General features: G+C 61.5%; 15 protein-coding genes. 7 read left to right on the top strand and 8 right to left on the bottom strand.

Annotation, left to right across the window (positions count from 1 at the left end; all coding sequences use genetic code 11):
• The first annotated feature begins 100 nt into the window (after positions 1–100).
• Together GIW79_RS05950 and GIW79_RS05945 are read left to right on the top strand one after the other, a co-directional pair.
• A complete protein-coding gene (locus tag GIW79_RS05950) occupies positions 101–946 on the top strand; it encodes a 2OG-Fe(II) oxygenase (RefSeq protein ID WP_236454640.1) in 846 nt (281 codons plus the stop codon).
• Positions 947–980: 34 nt separating this feature from the next.
• The gene (locus GIW79_RS05945; RefSeq protein WP_057976103.1) at positions 981–2,390 is read left to right on the top strand and encodes a pyridoxal phosphate-dependent decarboxylase family protein; all 1,410 of its coding nucleotides are present in this window, start codon (positions 981–983) and stop codon (positions 2,388–2,390) included.
• 125 nt (positions 2,391–2,515) lie between these two features.
• Here the strand turns inward: GIW79_RS05945 and GIW79_RS05940 are convergent, their stop codons facing one another.
• A complete protein-coding gene (locus GIW79_RS05940; protein WP_200582744.1) occupies positions 2,516–4,852 on the bottom strand; it encodes a putative bifunctional diguanylate cyclase/phosphodiesterase in 2,337 nt (778 codons plus the stop codon).
• 332 nt (positions 4,853–5,184) lie between these two features.
• Here GIW79_RS05940 and lon point away from each other — a divergent pair, with 332 nt between their 5' ends.
• The 5 genes from lon (at position 5,185) to cmoB (ending at position 10,510) form a co-directional block, all read left to right on the top strand.
• A complete protein-coding gene (gene lon, locus GIW79_RS05935; RefSeq protein ID WP_105225874.1) occupies positions 5,185–7,605 on the top strand; it encodes an endopeptidase La in 2,421 nt (806 codons plus the stop codon).
• A 124-nt stretch (positions 7,606–7,729) separates the two neighbouring features.
• Complete coding sequence (locus GIW79_RS05930) at positions 7,730–8,119, top strand: protease inhibitor I42 family protein (RefSeq protein WP_198714869.1); 390 nt, start codon at positions 7,730–7,732, stop codon at positions 8,117–8,119.
• Position 8,120: 1 nt separating this feature from the next.
• Complete coding sequence (locus GIW79_RS05925) at positions 8,121–8,777, top strand: lysoplasmalogenase (RefSeq protein WP_236454642.1); 657 nt, start codon at positions 8,121–8,123, stop codon at positions 8,775–8,777.
• 36 nt (positions 8,778–8,813) lie between these two features.
• Positions 8,814–9,557 (top strand): carboxy-S-adenosyl-L-methionine synthase CmoA, encoded by a 744-nt coding sequence (cmoA, locus tag GIW79_RS05920; RefSeq protein WP_236454644.1) that lies wholly within the window; start codon positions 8,814–8,816, stop codon positions 9,555–9,557.
• Positions 9,554–10,510: a tRNA 5-methoxyuridine(34)/uridine 5-oxyacetic acid(34) synthase CmoB gene (cmoB, locus tag GIW79_RS05915; protein WP_236454645.1), complete on the top strand. Its 957-nt coding sequence runs from the start codon at positions 9,554–9,556 to the stop codon at positions 10,508–10,510. The genes cmoA and cmoB overlap by 4 nt, the downstream gene beginning before the upstream one ends.
• Before the next feature lie 117 nt (positions 10,511–10,627).
• On the opposite strand, the gene tadA is transcribed toward cmoB, so the two are convergent.
• From tadA to lepB, 7 genes are all read right to left on the bottom strand, one after another.
• A complete protein-coding gene (gene tadA / locus GIW79_RS05910) occupies positions 10,628–11,119 on the bottom strand; it encodes a tRNA adenosine(34) deaminase TadA (protein ID WP_054897751.1) in 492 nt (163 codons plus the stop codon).
• Entirely contained in the window at positions 11,119–12,501 is a 1,383-nt protein-coding gene (locus GIW79_RS05905) for a multicopper oxidase family protein (protein ID WP_056790546.1), read from the bottom strand. The genes tadA and GIW79_RS05905 overlap by 1 nt, the downstream gene beginning before the upstream one ends.
• Positions 12,502–12,726: 225 nt before the next feature.
• Positions 12,727–13,470 (bottom strand): pyridoxine 5'-phosphate synthase, encoded by a 744-nt coding sequence (gene pdxJ, locus GIW79_RS05900; RefSeq protein WP_003188860.1) that lies wholly within the window; start codon positions 13,468–13,470, stop codon positions 12,727–12,729.
• A gap of 51 nt (positions 13,471–13,521) precedes the next feature.
• The gene (gene recO / locus GIW79_RS05895) at positions 13,522–14,211 is read right to left on the bottom strand and encodes a DNA repair protein RecO (protein WP_127880867.1); all 690 of its coding nucleotides are present in this window, start codon (positions 14,209–14,211) and stop codon (positions 13,522–13,524) included.
• Between the two features lie 195 nt (positions 14,212–14,406).
• Positions 14,407–15,309, bottom strand: coding sequence for a GTPase Era (gene era / locus GIW79_RS05890; RefSeq protein ID WP_236453844.1), 903 nt, complete (start codon positions 15,307–15,309; stop codon positions 14,407–14,409).
• On the bottom strand, positions 15,302–15,991 hold the full coding sequence (rnc, locus tag GIW79_RS05885; RefSeq protein WP_003188856.1) for a ribonuclease III: 690 nt from the start codon (positions 15,989–15,991) through the stop codon (positions 15,302–15,304). Before rnc ends, era begins: the two co-directional genes overlap by 8 nt.
• Before the next feature lie 144 nt (positions 15,992–16,135).
• Positions 16,136–16,990: a signal peptidase I gene (gene lepB / locus GIW79_RS05880; RefSeq protein WP_003188855.1), complete on the bottom strand. Its 855-nt coding sequence runs from the start codon at positions 16,988–16,990 to the stop codon at positions 16,136–16,138.

The following is a 16,990-nucleotide window of genomic DNA, read 5'->3' as shown; positions in this document are numbered from 1 at the left end:
GCCCCAGCGTTTCCCCTCAACCCTTTAAAACTAATTTAGTGCGCACGCCCTGCGTAATACAAAAGACGTACGGATAAAACTTTAAAGGGAGCTTCACTGCATGACGGACCATGTCGCTACAAAACCAATTCTTTCCACCCCCACAAAAATCCTGGAGCTTGAACACCTCAATACTGCCAGTTTGAAAAAACTCATCAGTGGCGAAGTGCTTGCCATTCGGGTACCTGAATTTGCCAACGCAACCACCAGCGCACGGTTGATTCAGGCCATCGACGATACCGCCACCCTGGAACACTATGGTCATGAAACCTATGAAGAGGGGCGCATCGTTCAGCACTTCTATGGTGTGCATCGCTGGGGCAACCCGTTCAACTCCACGTACGGCAAGGCCGCCGGCGGTGACGCACAAGAAAAATATTATGCAGACGCGGCCCGTATGCGCGGCCTTATCGACAGCCTCTGTGCGCCGCAAAAACCGCCCATTCAACAGCTGATGGAACAGTTCCAAGCGCTCTGGCCGCAAGGTGCAACAGCCGCTTCGTTCCAGGGCCGACCGATGTTTTGCGGGATCATCCGCGTCATGTTCCCGGAGACGGCGCACCTCTCGGAAACGGTGCCCCATGTGGATTGCCTGCCCCGCACAATCGCTGAACTGCAGCATCAATTCAGCGCCAATATCTACCTGCAAACACCGCCTTCGGGGGGCGAGTTGATCATCTGGGATACCCAAGCCTTTAGCTATGATGAGGTCAAGCGCTTCGAAGGTGCCCAACTGCCCGAACAGTGTTTACAAAAACCGCTGCGCATCCGCCCACGCCAGAACGAACTGGTGCTCATCAATACCCGCCGCCCCCACGCCATCTGCGGGTTCGATTCGGGAAAACGCGTCAGCATGCAGTCGTTTATCGGCTATACCCCCGGCGAACCGTTTTACTTCTGGTGCTAATACTTTTATTGCTCGTGCACATGGACGTTTATCTATGACCCCCGAAGAATTCCGCCAACATGGCTATGCCATGATCGACCTGATTGCAGACTACCGACAGAACATCGAACAACGCGGCGTGCAGCCCACCACCCGACCTGGCGAGATCAAAGCTGCCCTGCCGGCCAGCCCGCCTGACACCGCCGAACCGTTCGAACAGATCATGGGCGACGTCGAAAAACTGATCATGCCCGGCTTGCTGCATTGGCAGCATCCCAGTTTCTTCGGGTTCTTCCCTTCCAATGTGGAACTGTCCTCAGTGCTGGGCGATTGCCTGAGCACCGGCCTGGGTGTGATTGGGTTGTCCTGGCAATCCAGTCCGGCTCTCACCGAAATAGAGGAAGTCACCACCGACTGGCTGCGCGACATGCTCGGCCTGGGCAACACGTGGAGCGGTGTGATCCAGGACTCTGCGTCCACCTCCACGCTGGTGGCGCTTATCAGCGCCCGGGAACGCAGCTCCGATTACGCGCTGATGCACAACGGCCTGCAAAACAGCAGCGCGCCCCTGATCGTCTACACCTCAGCCCATGCCCACAGCTCGGTCAACAAGGCGGCGATCCTGGCCGGGTTCGGCCAGAACCATATCCGCACCATCGCCACCGACGCACACCATGCAATGTCGCCCCAGGCACTGGCGCACGCCATCGAACAGGACCTGGCCGCCGGTAACACGCCCTGCGTGGTGATTGCCACCACCGGCACCACGGCCGCCATGGCGATCGACCCCCTGGATGCAATTGGCGAACTGACCCAACGTCACGGCCTGTGGCTGCATGTGGACTCGGCCATGGCCGGCGCCGCAATGATCCTGCCAGAATGCCGGGCCTTGTGGGATGGCATCGAAAAGGCTGACTCCCTAGTGCTCAACCCGCACAAATGGCTGGGCGCGGCATTCGATTGCTCGGTGTACTTCGTGCGCGACCCCGAGCATTTGATTCGCATCATGACCACCAACCCGAGTTACCTGCAGTCCAGCGCAGACGGCCAAGTGCGAAACTACCGTGACTGGCGGATCTCCCTTGGCAGCCGTTTCCGCGCCTTGAAGTTGTGGTTCCTGATACGCGAGCAAGGCGTCAGCGGCCTGCAAGCGCGGTTGCGGCGAGACCTGGCCAATGCGCGCTGGCTGGCAGAGCAGATCGAAGCCACTGAGCACTGGACACTGGTGGCCACGCCCGCCTTGCAAACCCTGTGCATTCGCCATGAACCGCCGGGTTTGGAAGGCCAGGCACTGGACCATCACACGCGAGCCTGGGCAGAAAAACTCAACCAGTCAGGCGATGCTTACGTCACCCCCGCCATCCTCGATGAGCGCTGGATGGTGAGGGTGTCCATCGGCGCGCTGGGCACCGAGCATCAGCATGTCCAAAGGTTGTGGGTGCGATTGCAAGCCCTGGTCGCTTGAACGCTGCCAAAGTAGCCCCCCTGTGGCGAGGGAGCTTGCTCCCGCTGGGCTGCGCAGCGGCCCCAAGATCCTGGGAGCGCTTCGCACTCCAGCGGGAGCAAGCTCCCTCGCCACAGTCAAACTGTCTAGGTTGGCACCTGCTCACGCCGCATCCACCGCTCGAACGCCATGGCATTGAGCGGCCGGCTGATCAGGTAGCCCTGGGCCGTGTCGCAGTTCCAGCGTTTGAGCAAGGTGAGGCTGTGTTCGAACTCCACGCCCTCGGCGACCACCTTGAGCCCCAGGCTATGGCTCATCTCGATGGTGGAGCGCACGATCACGCCGTCGCCGCTGGTGCTGTCGAGGTTGCGCACAAAGGACTGGTCGATCTTCAGCTCTTGCACCGGTAGGCGCTGCAATTGGGCGAGGGACGAGTAACCGGTGCCGAAATCATCCACCGACAGGCTGATCCCGCAATTGCGCAACTGCTCCAGCACGCTGAGGGCCTGCTGCGGGTTGTGCATGATGGCGCTCTCGGTAATCTCGAAAATCAAATGCTCGGCGCCCACATGGTATTGGGCCAACAGCGCAGTGACGCGAATGGCCAAGTCATCATCCGCCAAGTCGTTCACGGAGATATTCACCGACAGCTGGATAACCAGCCCACGCTGCGCCCATTCGGCAATCTGGCGGATGGCTTCCTCGATCACCCACAGCGTTAGCGCGCTCATGCTACCGGTGCGTTCGGCCAGGGGAATGAACTCCCCGGGGGCCACTTGCCCCAGCGTCGGGTGCTGCCAGCGCAGCAAGGCTTCGGCCTGGCTCACATGGCCGTGCCGCAGATCGAGCTTGGGCTGGTAGCACAGGAACAACTCGCCTTCGATCACGGCGCGGCGCAAGTCGCGAATCAGGGTGATCTGGCGTTGGTGGGCGAGGTCGCGGTCCGGTTGGTAGATCTGCAAATGCCCCGGCAAGTTGGCCGCGTCGTGCCGGGCGATGGCCGCGCGGTTGATCAACTCTTCCACTTGCTGCCCATCGGCAGGGTACGCGGCGATGCCGATACTCACCTCATGGCGCACTTCGTCATTGCCGATGCGCAGGGGTTCGGTCAACGCCCCATGCAACTGGTCGGCGCGGGCCACGGCAGAATCGATCTCGGTGTTTTCCAGCAACAACAGAAACTCACTGCCGGCAATGCGCGCCGCGGTGTCGCTGGCCAACAGGCTACTGGACAAGCAGCGGCTGGCCTCGCACAACATGTGCTCGACACCTTCGGGGCCAAACCCTTCGTTGATGACTCGGTAGTTTTCGATCCCCACATACAGCAACACCACTGGCCGACGTGCGCTGACCGCACTGCCCAGGCGCTCCATCGCCAGGGCACGGTTGGGCAATCCGGTGAGCGGGTCATGCAAGGCATTGTGGGCCAGTTGCCGTTCGCGCAGGGCGATGCCGCTTTGCATGGCATTGAACGCACGCGCCAGCAGGCCGAACTCGTCGTGGCTGCGCACCCGCACCGGGGTGCGGTAGTCACCAGCCCCGATCCGTTCAGCGGCTTGCACCAGCGCATTGAGCGGGCGTGACACTCGCCGCGCCAGGAATAATGCCACCGCCAGCGAGACCAGCAGCACCGCCAGGGCAATCCCCATGAACTGCCGGTCCAGCGGCGCGAAGGATTCCAGCGCATGGTCCAGCGGGCTTTGCAGCAACACGCGCACTTCATCGCCTTCGCCGCTGTTGGCCAAGGGCAACACTTGGCTGAGCACACGCTGGCCATGGAACAGCTGGATCTTCGCCTCAGGATCGACCTGCGTGCCATGCAAGAGGCTGATAATGCTTGGGCGCCAATTGCCAGGGTGGGTGGTGAACAGCTGACCGAGATGGCCGTCCTGCACACTGAGGAACGACACCTCCAGGTTGCTCATGGAGCGCAGTTCATGGGCGAATTGCGTGTCCATGGGAAAGCCCATGACCACGCGTGCGATCGGCACAGGCCCGAGCACATCTTTTTGCACCAGCAAATAGGGGCGCCCGGCCATGGCGACGATCAACATTTGCTGGCCGCTGCGCCGCGCCTTGCGCAAGGCATCGGCATACGGGAACAACTGGCCCCGCGTCTGCACCAGCAGGGTACTGACCATGACCCTGTCATCCAGGCCCAGCACCACCACTTCGCTGGAACTGACCCCGGTGCCATGGGTGCCCAGGGCCTCCAGGATCGGCACCGTCCGGCCGCCGGCCACCGCCTGCTTGAACGGCCCATCGGCGGTGAGCCAGTCCAACCCGTACTGCAAGCGCCGCCCGCGCAGGTCCAGCAGGCGCTCGAACACCTGACGCCCGGTGTTCAACTGTACGTCGGCCTGGTTCTCCACCGCACGGGTGGTGGCAGCGTGCACGGCAAAATAGGTGGCGGCCACGACCACCAGCAACAACAGCGCCAGCACTCCGGCTATGCGGGTCTGAAACGTGTGGCGCCAGTGCATGGCCGCGCCCTCGGGCCGCGCTCGTCGCTCTTGGCCGTGCTTTCCTTGTGTCATACGCGTCCCTGCCGACTGCTAACCGGCGTCAAAAAAACATCCTTTTTTATGGGGAATTTTATTAAAGCAGGTTAGCTGGGACTGGGGATAAGTAAACCCAATAAAAGCTGGGTCTAGCCGTCACATTATTGACGATCAGTTCGAAAAGCGGAGGGGTAAAGTACGTTGACCGCAACTCTCCCGTTATTTCATGCAAATTGTTGCTAACGACGCCCCCCCATTGAAACCACCGCAACCCCGCCCCATCTAACCTGCATACTTACTGATGCAGGTGCCCCATGAGCGACCAGCAAGAATTTCCAGATTACGACCTCAACGATTACGCCGACCCCGAAAACGCTGAAGCCCCCTCGTCCAATACTGGCCTGGCCCTGCCTGGGCAAAACCTGCCGGACAAGGTCTACATCATCCCGATCCACAACCGGCCGTTTTTCCCGGCACAAGTGTTGCCGGTGATCGTCAATGAAGAACCCTGGGCCGAAACCCTGGAGCTGGTGAGCAAATCCGACCACCACTCCCTTGCGCTGTTTTTCATGGACACGCCGCCCGAAGACCCACGGCACTTCGACACCTCCGCCCTGCCGCTGTACGGCACCCTGGTGAAGGTGCACCACGCCAGCCGCGAGAACGGCAAGCTGCAGTTCGTCGCCCAGGGCCTGACCCGCGTGCGCATCAAGACCTGGCTCAAGCACCACCGCCCACCTTACCTGGTGGAAGTCGAATACCCGCATCAGCCCAGCGAGCCGACCGATGAGGTCAAGGCCTACGGCATGGCGCTGATCAATGCGATCAAGGAACTGCTGCCCCTCAACCCGCTGTACAGCGAAGAGTTGAAGAACTACCTCAACCGCTTCAGCCCCAACGATCCGTCGCCGCTCACCGACTTTGCCGCGGCACTCACCTCGGCGACAGGTAATGAACTGCAGGAAGTGCTGGACTGCGTGCCCATGCTCAAACGCATGGAAAAAGTGCTGCCGATGCTGCGCAAAGAGGTGGAAGTCGCGCGCCTGCAAAAAGAACTCTCCGCCGAGGTAAACCGCAAGATCGGCGAGCACCAGCGTGAGTTCTTCCTCAAGGAACAACTCAAGGTCATCCAGCAGGAGCTGGGCCTGACCAAGGACGATCGCAGCGCCGATGTCGAACAGTTCGAACAGCGCCTGCAAGGCAAAGTGCTGCCGGCGCAAGCGAAAAAACGCATTGATGAAGAACTGAACAAACTGTCGATCCTGGAAACCGGTTCGCCGGAATACGCCGTCACGCGCAACTACCTGGACTGGGCCACCTCGGTGCCGTGGGGCGTGTACGGAGAAGACAAACTCGACCTCAAGCACGCGCGCAAAGTGCTCGACAAGCACCATGCGGGCCTGGATGACATCAAGAGCCGCATCCTCGAATTCCTAGCGGTGGGCGCCTACAAGGGCGAAGTCGCCGGTTCCATCGTATTGCTGGTAGGCCCGCCGGGCGTGGGCAAGACGAGTGTGGGCAAGTCCATCGCCGAATCCCTGGGGCGGCCGTTCTATCGCTTCAGTGTCGGCGGCATGCGCGACGAGGCCGAGATCAAGGGCCACCGGCGCACCTACATCGGCGCCCTGCCTGGCAAGCTGGTGCAGGCGTTGAAAGACGTGGAAGTGATGAACCCGGTGATCATGCTCGACGAGATCGACAAGATGGGCCAGAGCTTCCAGGGCGACCCGGCGTCGGCGCTGCTCGAAACCCTGGACCCGGAGCAGAACGTCGAATTCCTCGACCATTACCTGGACCTGCGCCTGGACCTGTCCAAAGTGCTGTTCGTGTGCACCGCCAACACCCTGGACTCAATCCCCGGTCCATTGCTGGACCGCATGGAAGTGATTCGCCTGTCGGGCTATATCACCGAAGAAAAAGTCGCCATCGCCAAGCGCCACTTGTGGCCCAAGCAGTTGGAAAAAGCCGGCGTGGCCAAAAACAGCCTGACCATCACCGACGGTGCCTTGCGCGCCTTGATCGACGGTTATGCGCGAGAGGCCGGCGTGCGTCAGTTGGAGAAACAGTTGGGCAAGCTGGTGCGCAAGGCGGTGGTAAAACTGCTGGATGAGCCGGACTCGGTGATCAAGATCGGCAACAAGGACCTGGAAAGCTCCCTGGGCATGCCGGTATTCCGTAATGAGCAAGTGCTGTCCGGCACCGGCGTGATTACCGGCCTGGCGTGGACCAGCATGGGCGGCGCCACCTTGCCGATCGAAGCGACGCGCATCCACACGCTCAACCGCGGCTTCAAGCTCACCGGGCAGTTGGGTGAAGTGATGAAAGAGTCCGCCGAAATCGCCTACAGCTACATCAGTTCCAACCTGAAGTCGTTTGGCGGCGATGCGAAGTTCTTCGACGAAGCTTTCGTGCACTTGCACGTGCCGGAAGGCGCCACGCCGAAAGACGGCCCGAGTGCCGGCGTGACCATGGCCAGTGCGTTGCTGTCCCTGGCCCGCAACCAACCGCCGAAAAAAGGCGTGGCGATGACCGGCGAACTGACCTTGACCGGGCATGTACTGCCGATTGGCGGGGTGCGCGAGAAGGTGATTGCGGCGCGGCGCCAGAAGATTCACGAGTTGATCTTGCCGGAGCCCAACCGTGGCAGCTTTGAAGAGTTGCCGGACTATTTGAAGGAAGGGATGACGGTGCACTTTGCCAAGCGGTTTGCGGATGTGGCGAAGGTGCTCTTCTGAGAAATATCCAGACCTGATCATTCCCACGCTCTGCGTGGGAATACATCCCGCAAAACCCCACCTTGTCACACCTTGTCTCATCTTCGGTTATGCTCCCCCTTCGTCGTGTATTAACGGAGCCTTCATGACCGCTGCCCGCCTGTTTCTCCCCTTGAGCCTTGCCCTGCTGGCCGCATGCGCCAGTGCCCCCAAGCAAAACGTCAGCGTGGACAACCAGAGCGCCTGCCCGCTCCAGCTTAAAAACGGGCAAAACCTGATCCTCACCCTGCCCAGCAACCCCACCACCGGTTACCGCTGGGCCATCCAGGACTCCGCCGGCGGCGTGTTGCGCGCCTTGAGCCCCGAGGTCTACAGCAGCACCGAGTCCGGCGTGATCGGCGGTGGCGGCCAGTCCACCTGGCGCTTCCAGGCGTTTGCCGCAGGGCAAGGGCGTTTGCGCCTGACATCCCAGCAACCTTGGGAGCCGGAGGCCGAACCTGCCGAAACCTTTGACTGCGCCATTACGGTGAACTGATATGCCATGGCTGATCCTTGCCTTGATGGGCGCCGGCACCTTTGTCTATGGCTTGGCGACCCATGCGACGCTGCTGTGCCTGCTGGTCAAGCCACTGCCGGTGCTGGCGCTGCTGGGTTGGCTGCATGACGCGCCGCCCACCGAGTATCGACGCTGGATCAGCCTGGGGTTGATTTTTTCCCTGGTGGGCGACGTGTTGCTCGCCTGGCCAGGCGACCTGTTTATCTTTGGCCTGGGCGCGTTTCTGTTCGCGCACCTGGCCTATCTCAAAGCCTATTTCAGTGACTGTCGGCGCTTGGCGCTGCTGCCGCTGGTGCTGGCCATCGGCGTAGGCGCAATCTTGCTGAGCATCCTGATCTCCCACGGCCTCGGTGAGCTTTTGATACCGGTGGTGGTTTACGCGCTGGTGATCAGCGCCATGCTCTGGCGTGCGTTGGCGCGACTGGACAGCGAGGTGCCCAAGCGTTCAGCGTGGCTGGCGGCGGCGGGTGCGGTGTCGTTTGTGGTTTCCGACGCACTGATCGGCATCAACCGGTTTGTGCTGGCGTTCGAGGCAGCGCCGTATTTGCTGATCGCCACCTACTGGCTCGGGCAATGGGGCATCACCGCCTCGGCTTTCCATCAGACAACCCGCGCATCCGAGGGCCAACTTGGCTAAAATGCCGGCCTTTCCCCCACCGTCGCCGGAACAGCCGTGAGCAAAGAACCCGATCGCCTATTCGCCCAGCCCCTGCCCCAGGTGCCGGACTTCGCCTTTAACGAGGATGTGGTGCGGGTGTTCCCGGACATGATCAAGCGCTCGGTGCCGGGTTACCCCACCATCGTCGAGAACCTCGGCGTGCTGGCCGCGCAATTTGCCCAACCGGGTAGCGTGCTGTATGACCTGGGCTCTTCCCTGGGTGCCGTGACCCAAGCCCTGCGCCGCCATGTACGCACCGAGGGTTGCCGGGTGATCGCCGTGGACAACTCCGCCGCGATGGTCGAGCGCTGTCGCGAATACCTCAATGGCCAGGACTCGATGTTCCAGGAGTTGCTGCCCGTGGAGGTGATCGAGGGCGATATTCTCGCCCTGCAATTCAAGCCCGCCTCGGTGGTGGCCCTGAACTTCACCCTGCAATTTATCGCCCCCCAGGAGCGCCTGGCGTTGCTTGGGCGCATTCGCCAGGCGCTGCTGCCGGGCGGGGCCTTGATCCTCTCGGAAAAGCTGCGCTTTAACGATGTTGAAGAGCACGCGCTGCTGACCGACCTGCATATCGCCTTCAAGCGCGCCAACGGCTACAGCGAGCTGGAAATCGCCCAGAAGCGCAGCGCCATCGAAAACGTCATGAAGCTCGACAGCCTCGAAGAACACCGCGAACGCCTGCTGGCGGCCGGGTTCTCGAAAGTCGTGCCGTGGTTCCAGTGTCTTAACTTTGCCTCGTTGATTGCCTTGCCATGATTGATTTGTCCCCCCTCGCCCGCCACCTGGTCGGCACTCCTTTGGCCGTGTGGGCCCAGGGCCTGCAAGCGCAGCTCGATAGCAAGATGGAAAAAGGCCATGGCGACCTGGAGCGCTGGCAGAGCGCCTTGGATGCGCTGCCGAAGATCCAGCCCAACAGAGTAGATTTGCTCAACGGCCTGGTGCTGGACACCGATTGCGACGACGCCACCCGCGAACAGATGCACACGGCGCTGATGGGCCTGAGCCCCTGGCGCAAAGGCCCGTTCCATCTGTTCGGCGTGCATGTGGACACCGAGTGGCGTTCGGACTGGAAGTGGTCGCGGGTCGCGCCGCACCTGGACCTCAAAGGCAAGCGCATCCTCGATGTGGGCTGCGGCAACGGCTACTACATGTGGCGCATGCTCGGCGCCGGGGCCGACAGCGTGATTGGCGTGGACCCCAACTGGCTGTTCTTCTGCCAGTTCCAGGCGGTGCAGCGCTACTTGTCCGAGCCCAAGGCCTGGCACTTGCCGTTCCCGTTCGAAGACTTGCCGGCGAACCTGGAAGGCTTTGACACGGTATTTTCCATGGGCGTGTTCTACCACCGCCGCTCGCCCATCGAGCATTTGCTGGCGTTGAAGGACACCCTGGTCAAGGGCGGCGAGTTGGTGTTGGAAACATTGGTGGTGGAAGGCGACCAACAACAAGTGCTGGTGCCAGAAGACCGTTATGCCCAGATGCGCAACGTGTGGTTCCTGCCGTCGGTGCCGGCGTTGATGCTGTGGCTGCGCCGGGCCGGGTTCAGTGACGTGCGGTGCGTGGATGTGAGCGTGACCACGGTTGAGGAGCAGCGTGGGACGCACTGGATGAAGTATCAGTCGCTGAGTGATTTCCTGGACCCTGAGGATCACAGCAAGACCATTGAAGGGCTGCCGGCGCCGATGCGGGCGGTGATCATCGCTCGTAAATGACACCACTATGATCGTTCCCACGCTCTGCGTGGGAATGCCTCTTGAGACGCTCTACGTCACGCTTTGGGACGCAGAGCGTCCTGTGCTGCGTTCCCACGCAGAGCGTGGGAACGATCATCACGGTTTGGCTCGTCGGGCTTTGAAGAACTCGCTCAGGACAGCCCCACACTCCTCGGCCAATACCCCGCCTTCAAACAACACCCGATGGTTAAGAAAACCCTGGGTAAAAAACTGCCCCTGGCTTTGCACGATGCCCGCCTTCGGCTCCAACGCGCCATACACCACCCGCGCCACCCGCGAATGCACGATCAGCCCGGCACACATGCTGCACGGTTCCAGCGTCACGTACAGCGTGCTGCCCACCAGCCGATAGTTGCTGATCGCCTGAGCAGCGGCGCGGATCGCGACCATTTCGGCATGGGCGCTGGGGTCGTTGCCACTGATGGGGCAGTTGAAGCCGCGGCCGATGATTTCACCGCCCTGCACCAGCACCGCACCCACCGGCACTTCGCCCAATGCAGCGCCTTGGGCGGCGAGCGCCAGGGCTTCGCGCATAAAGTCCTGGTCGCGGCTGCGGTCGATAATCGCGGCGGGACGAATCTGGCGCATCACGCCACCTCGATGGCGGCCATCAGGCCGGTTTCCATGTGGTCGATCACATGGCAATGGAACATCCACACCCCTGGGTTATCCGCCACCAAGGCCACGCGGGCGCGTTCGTTCTTGCCCAGCAGGTAGGTGTCGGTGAAATACGGGATCACCTTGTGGCGGTTTGACGCAAGCACCTTGAAGCTCATGCCGTGCAGGTGGATCGGGTGCTGGTACTGGGTCATGTTCTTCAATTCGAAAATGTAGCTCTTGCCCTTCTCCAGCTTGGCAATGGGGCGGTCGGCGCAGGTCTTGTCGGTGATGTCCCAGGCCTGGCCGTTGATCTGCCACAGGCTCGGCGGCTTGCCGTTTTCGACATTGACCGACACTGAACCGACCCATTCGAAATTGAAGTTGAGTTTCTCGGCATTGGCCAGGTCTGGCTCGGCAACCGGGTTGGCCGGCAATGCCGGTGGCCATGCGGTAGGCGCGTCGGTATTGGCGACAGAGCGGAAGGTGCCAAGGCGCACCGGGCCGTTGCGCAGCGACAGTTCTTCGCCCGCCGGTGGCGCCTTGATCGCCAGGCAAATGCGCATGCCCGGGCCCAGCCAATATTCCTTGCCCAACGGGCGCGGCTCGATGGGGTTACCGTCCAGGGCATAGATCTGCGCTTCGACGCCAGGAATATTGAGGCGATAAGTCAGGGTGTTGTCGAGGTTGAGTAGGCGCACGCGGGTGATTTGCCCAGCCGGCAGGTCGATGACCGCCTGGGGCACCCCATTGATGGTCGACAGGCGCCCGGCCGTGCCGCCACGCGCCGCTTCACGGGGGATGCTGAACTCGACAAACGCGCCCTCTTCGTCGATGTGCCAGTTCTTCAGGCTCAAGGTGCGTTCGTACTTGAAACCGGTGGGTTCGCGCTCTTCCACGATCAACGGGCCGACCAGGCCACGGCCGAGTTCTTCGCTGCTGCTCACGTGAGGGTGATACCAGTAGCTGCCGGCATCGGGTACGCGGAATTTATAGTCGAAGTATTCGCCAGGCAGCACCGGCAATTGCGAGACGTAGGGCACGCCGTCCATTTCCAGCGGCAGGCGGATGCCGTGCCAGTGGATGGTAGTGGCGACTGGCAGATGATTGATAAAGCGCACCCGCAGCCATTCGCCTTGGCGCACCCGCAACTCGGTGCCCGGCGCCGATGGGCCGAACGCCCAGGCCTGGGTCTTGTGCCCCGGCACCAACTCTACGTCCAGGGGCGCGGCGATCAGCTCGTAATCGTGCCCCGCCTCGGACTCAGCGACTTTCCCCAGCCAGTAGCGGTAGCCACCGCCGGCACCGACGCCTACTACGGCCAGGCCAGCAAGACCACCCAGGATTTGTCGACGGGAAAAGGATCGGGACACAACAACCTCGCGTATCTGCCGCAGGCCAAGGGCCCGCAAAGGGCTGATACGATACACCTGCGTCGGCTAAACAGTAAGACTTCGCATTGCCGCACATTGAAAACACCGAAGACTCATCGTGTGGGAGCTGGCTTGCCTGCGATTGCAGTGGGCCAGCTACGAATACGTAAACTGACGCTCCGCTATCGCAGGCAAGCCAGCTCCCACAATGATCTTCATTGTTTATCAGTGCTTCGCAGCGGCCAGAATCAGGGCTTTCATCTCGGCCACTGCGCCTTTGAAACCGACAAACAACGCGTGCGCCACCAGGGCGTGACCGATATTCAGTTCGTTGATGCCCTTGATCGCAGCCACGGCTTCGACGTTGTGGTAATGCAAGCCATGGCCGGCATTGACGATCAAGCCTTCGTTGAGCCCGCAGTTCACGCCGTCGATGATGCGTTGCAACTCATCGGCCACTTCAGTCGGCGTGGTGGCATCGGCATAACGGCCAGTGTGCAGCTCGATGGCCGGGGCGCCGACACGGCGGGAGGCTTCGATCTGGCGTTCGTCGGCGTCGATAAACAGCGAGACTTCACTGCCGATCCGCGACAGGCGTTCCACCGCCGCCTTGATCCGCGCTTCCTGGCCAGCGACGTCGAGGCCGCCTTCGGTGGTCAACTCCTGGCGGGTTTCCGGTACCAGGCAGATATGCGCCGGGCGGATGCGCTCGGCGAACGCCATCATTTCTTCGGTCACGCCCATTTCGAAGTTCATGCGGGTTTGCAGCACGTCCTTGAGCAGCAGTACATCGCGCTCCTGGATGTGGCGGCGGTCTTCGCGCAGGTGCACGGTGATGCCGTCGGCGCCCGCTTCTTCGGCGTCCAGCGCGGCCTTGACCGGGTCAGGGTAACGGGTGCCCCGGGCCTGGCGCAGGGTGGCGACGTGGTCGATGTTGACGCCAAGAAGAATGCGATTGCTGGTGGTCACGGAAGCGCTCCTGAAAAGGGAAAGAATCGGTGCACAGCATACACGGGGACGTCAGGGCTTTCGAAACAACTCGCGACTGACCAGCGGCCGTCCGCCCAGGTGCACGGCCAGGGCCTGGCGCATCAGGCGCTTGGCGGCGGACAGAGCGCCCGGCGCGCTCCAATCCGCGTTGCTCATGGCCAGCAGTTCGGTGCCCTGAAACAGGCCGGGCTGCAGCAGGTACACGCGCTCAAGCCCCGCATCGACTTGCAGGCGATACATGCCATCGGCGGCGATGGGCTCTCCGTGCAAGTCGTTGGCCAGTTCGAAGCCGTAGCCAAGGTCGTCGAGCAAACGCCATTCGAAAGCGCGCAGCAGCGGTTCCAGCGGACGGCCTTCAGCGAGGGCCAGCAAGGTGGCAGCGTAGTGATCGAAGACCGCCGGGTGCGGGTCTTCGGCGGGCAACAGGCGAATCAGCAGCTCATTGAGGTAAAGGCCGCTGAACAGCGCATCGCCATTCAGCCAGGCCGAGGTGCCAACGCTTTCCAGGCGGCCGACGTTTTTCAGCTCGCCCTTGCCGCGAAACTCCACGTCCAGCGCCACGAACGGCCGCGCCAAGGTACCCGCCTTGCCCCGTGCGCTGCGCAAGACTGCGCGCAGTCGGCCTTGGGGCGTGAGGAAGTCCACCAACGCACTGGTTTCGCGGTAGGCGCGGCTGTGCAGGACGTAGGCGGGTTGGCTGGGGGGTGGGGATTGCGACATGAGACGGGGAATCTCTAAAGAAGGAGAGCGCTTGTGTGGCGAGGGGAGCTTGCTCCCGCTGGGCTGCGAAGCAGCCCCTCTAGCAGCCACCGAGTTATACCTGAAAAACCTCGTCGACCTTGTTGGGGCCGCTCCGCGGCCCAGCGGGAGCAAGCTCCCTCGCCACAGCAAGCCCGCCAGTCACTGTGCAACCCGTTACAGGTCGCCATAGCCCAGAGAGCGCAACGCACGCTCATCATCGGACCAGCCACCCTTAACCTTCACCCACAGGTTGAGCATGATCTTGGAGTCGAACAGCAGCTCCATGTCCTTGCGCGCTTCGGTGCCGATGCGCTTGATACGCTCGCCCTTGTCGCCAATGATGATTTTCTTCTGGCCGTCGCGTTCGACGAGGATCAGCGCATGAATGTGCAAGGTCTTGCCCAGCTGCTTGAACTCTTCGATTTCGACGGTGATCTGGTACGGCAGCTCGGCGCCCATCTGGCGCATGATTTTCTCGCGGACCAGTTCGGCGGCAAGGAAGCGGCTGCTGCGGTCGGTGATCTGGTCTTCCGGGAAGAAGTGCTCGTTTTCCGGCAGGTAACCGGCGATCACGCGCTCCAGGGCTTCGAGGTTGTGGCCGTGCTGGGCCGAGATCGGCATGATCTGGGCGTTCGGCAGTTGTTCCTGCAACCAGGTCAGGTGCGGCATCAGCTCGGCTTTGTCTTCGATACGGTCGGTCTTGTTCAGCGCGACGATCAACGGGCCGGTCACGTATTGCACACGCTCGAGGACCATCTGGTCTTCGTCAGTCCACTTGGTGCGGTCGACCACGAAGATCACCACGTCGACGTCTTTCAACGCGGCCGAGGCGGTCTTGTTCATGTAGCGGTTCAGGGCTTTCTCGCCGCCTTTGTGCATGCCAGGAGTATCGACATACACCGCTTGCACGTTGCCTTCGGTCTTGATGCCCAGCATGTTGTGGCGGGTGGTCTGGGGCTTGCGCGAGGTGATCGCGAGCTTCTGGCCGAGGATGTGGTTGAGCAGCGTGGACTTGCCCACGTTCGGGCGGCCGACGATGGCAACATAGCCACAGCGTGTTGCGGTTGAATCAGTCATGGCCATTCTCCACGCCCAGGGCAATCAGTGCTGCAGCGGCCGCTACCTGTTCGGCAATACGACGGCTCACACCCTGACCTCGGCTTTTTTCGTTCAATAAAGTGATTTCACATTCCACGAAGAACACCCGGCAATGGGGCTCGCCCTGGATATCCACCACTTCGTAGCGTGGCAGTTCGCAACCGCGGGACTGCAGGTACTCTTGCAGGCGGGTCTTGGGATCCTTGTTGGTATCTACCAGCGTCAGGCTTTCGATTTCCGAGGCCAGCCAGGCGACAACGCGCTCCTTGGCCGTCTCCATGCCTGCATCGAGGTAGATCGCACCGATCAAGGCTTCCAGGGCATCAGCCAGGATTGACTCGCGACGGAAACCGCCGCTTTTCAACTCACCGGAACCCAGCCGCAGATACTCGCCCAGGCCAAAGCCTCGGGCCAGCACGGCCAGGGTCTCGCCTTTCACAAGGCGTGCGCGCAGGCGCGACAGCTGGCCTTCTCGCGCTTGGGGGAAGCGCTCGAACAGCGCCTCGCCGGCGGCGAAATTGAGGATAGCGTCACCGAGGAATTCCAGGCGCTCGTTATTGCGCCCTGCAAAGCTGCGATGTGTGAGGGCAAGGACCATCAATTCCTGGTCCTTGAAGGTGTAGCCGAGCTGACGCTCGAGACGACTTAGAGAAACGGTCACGGTTTATCCATATCTAGTTGATGGCACCGGCGGCCATCGACGATTGACGCAGTGTTCAAATTCAAATCCTGATGGGTACCGGGCATCGGAAAATGTCCAAGCCCCAGAAAAGCATTCGGCGCTGTGTTCACAGCGCCGCTTGTATTACTTGATCAGCCCGACCCGCGAGAAGTTCGGCAGGTGGCTGAGCTTGGGTTCCGGCCAACTCATCCAGACCGCGAAGGCTTTGCCGACAATGTTCTCGTCCGGCACCATGCCCAGCAGATCCTTGGGAATGTTGGGGTCATCCCAGTAGCGGCTGTCGTTGGAGTTGTCCCGGTTGTCGCCCATCATGAAGTAGTGCCCGGCAGGCACTTTCCACTGGCCATCCGGCATCGCACGGTAGCGGCTCATTTCCTTGCGGATTTGGTGCTCCACCGCACCGAGTTTTTCCTGGTACAGCTCGGCGCTGCCCAAGGTATTCGGCTCGGCGCCCAACAGCTTCTCGGCCACCGACTCACCATTGATGAACAGGCGCTTGTCGCTGGTGTAGCGCACCACGTCGCCCGGCAGGCCGACGACTCGCTTGATGTAGTTGACGTTCGGGTCGCTTGGGTAGCGGAACACCATCACATCGCCGCGCTGCGGGTCACCTACCGGGATGACTTTCTTGTCGATCACCGGCAGGCGAATGCCGTAGGAAAACTTGTTCACCAGGATGAAGTCGCCCACGTCCAGGGTGGGTTTCATCGACCCCGAAGGGATCTGGAACGGCTCTACCAGAAACGAGCGCAGCACCAGCACGATGAACAACACCGGGAAGAACGACTTGCCGTACTCAACCAGCAAGGGCTCTTTGTTCAGCTTCTCGACCACCACCGCATCGGGCTGGCTGACGCTGCCCTGATAGGAAGCGATGGCCGCCCGACGACGCGGGGCGAAGAACACCAGATCGAGCAACGCCAGGAGACCACAGACGGCAACGGCAATGACCAGCAACAGCGGGAAATTTAGTGACAT

It is taken from the genome of Pseudomonas sp. PA-7-1E, from assembly GCF_021605325.1.
In the GTDB taxonomy this organism is placed as follows: Bacteria; Pseudomonadota; Gammaproteobacteria; order Pseudomonadales; family Pseudomonadaceae; genus Aquipseudomonas; species Aquipseudomonas fluorescens_BV.
This window is presented reverse-complemented; position numbering and strand designations above follow the sequence as displayed.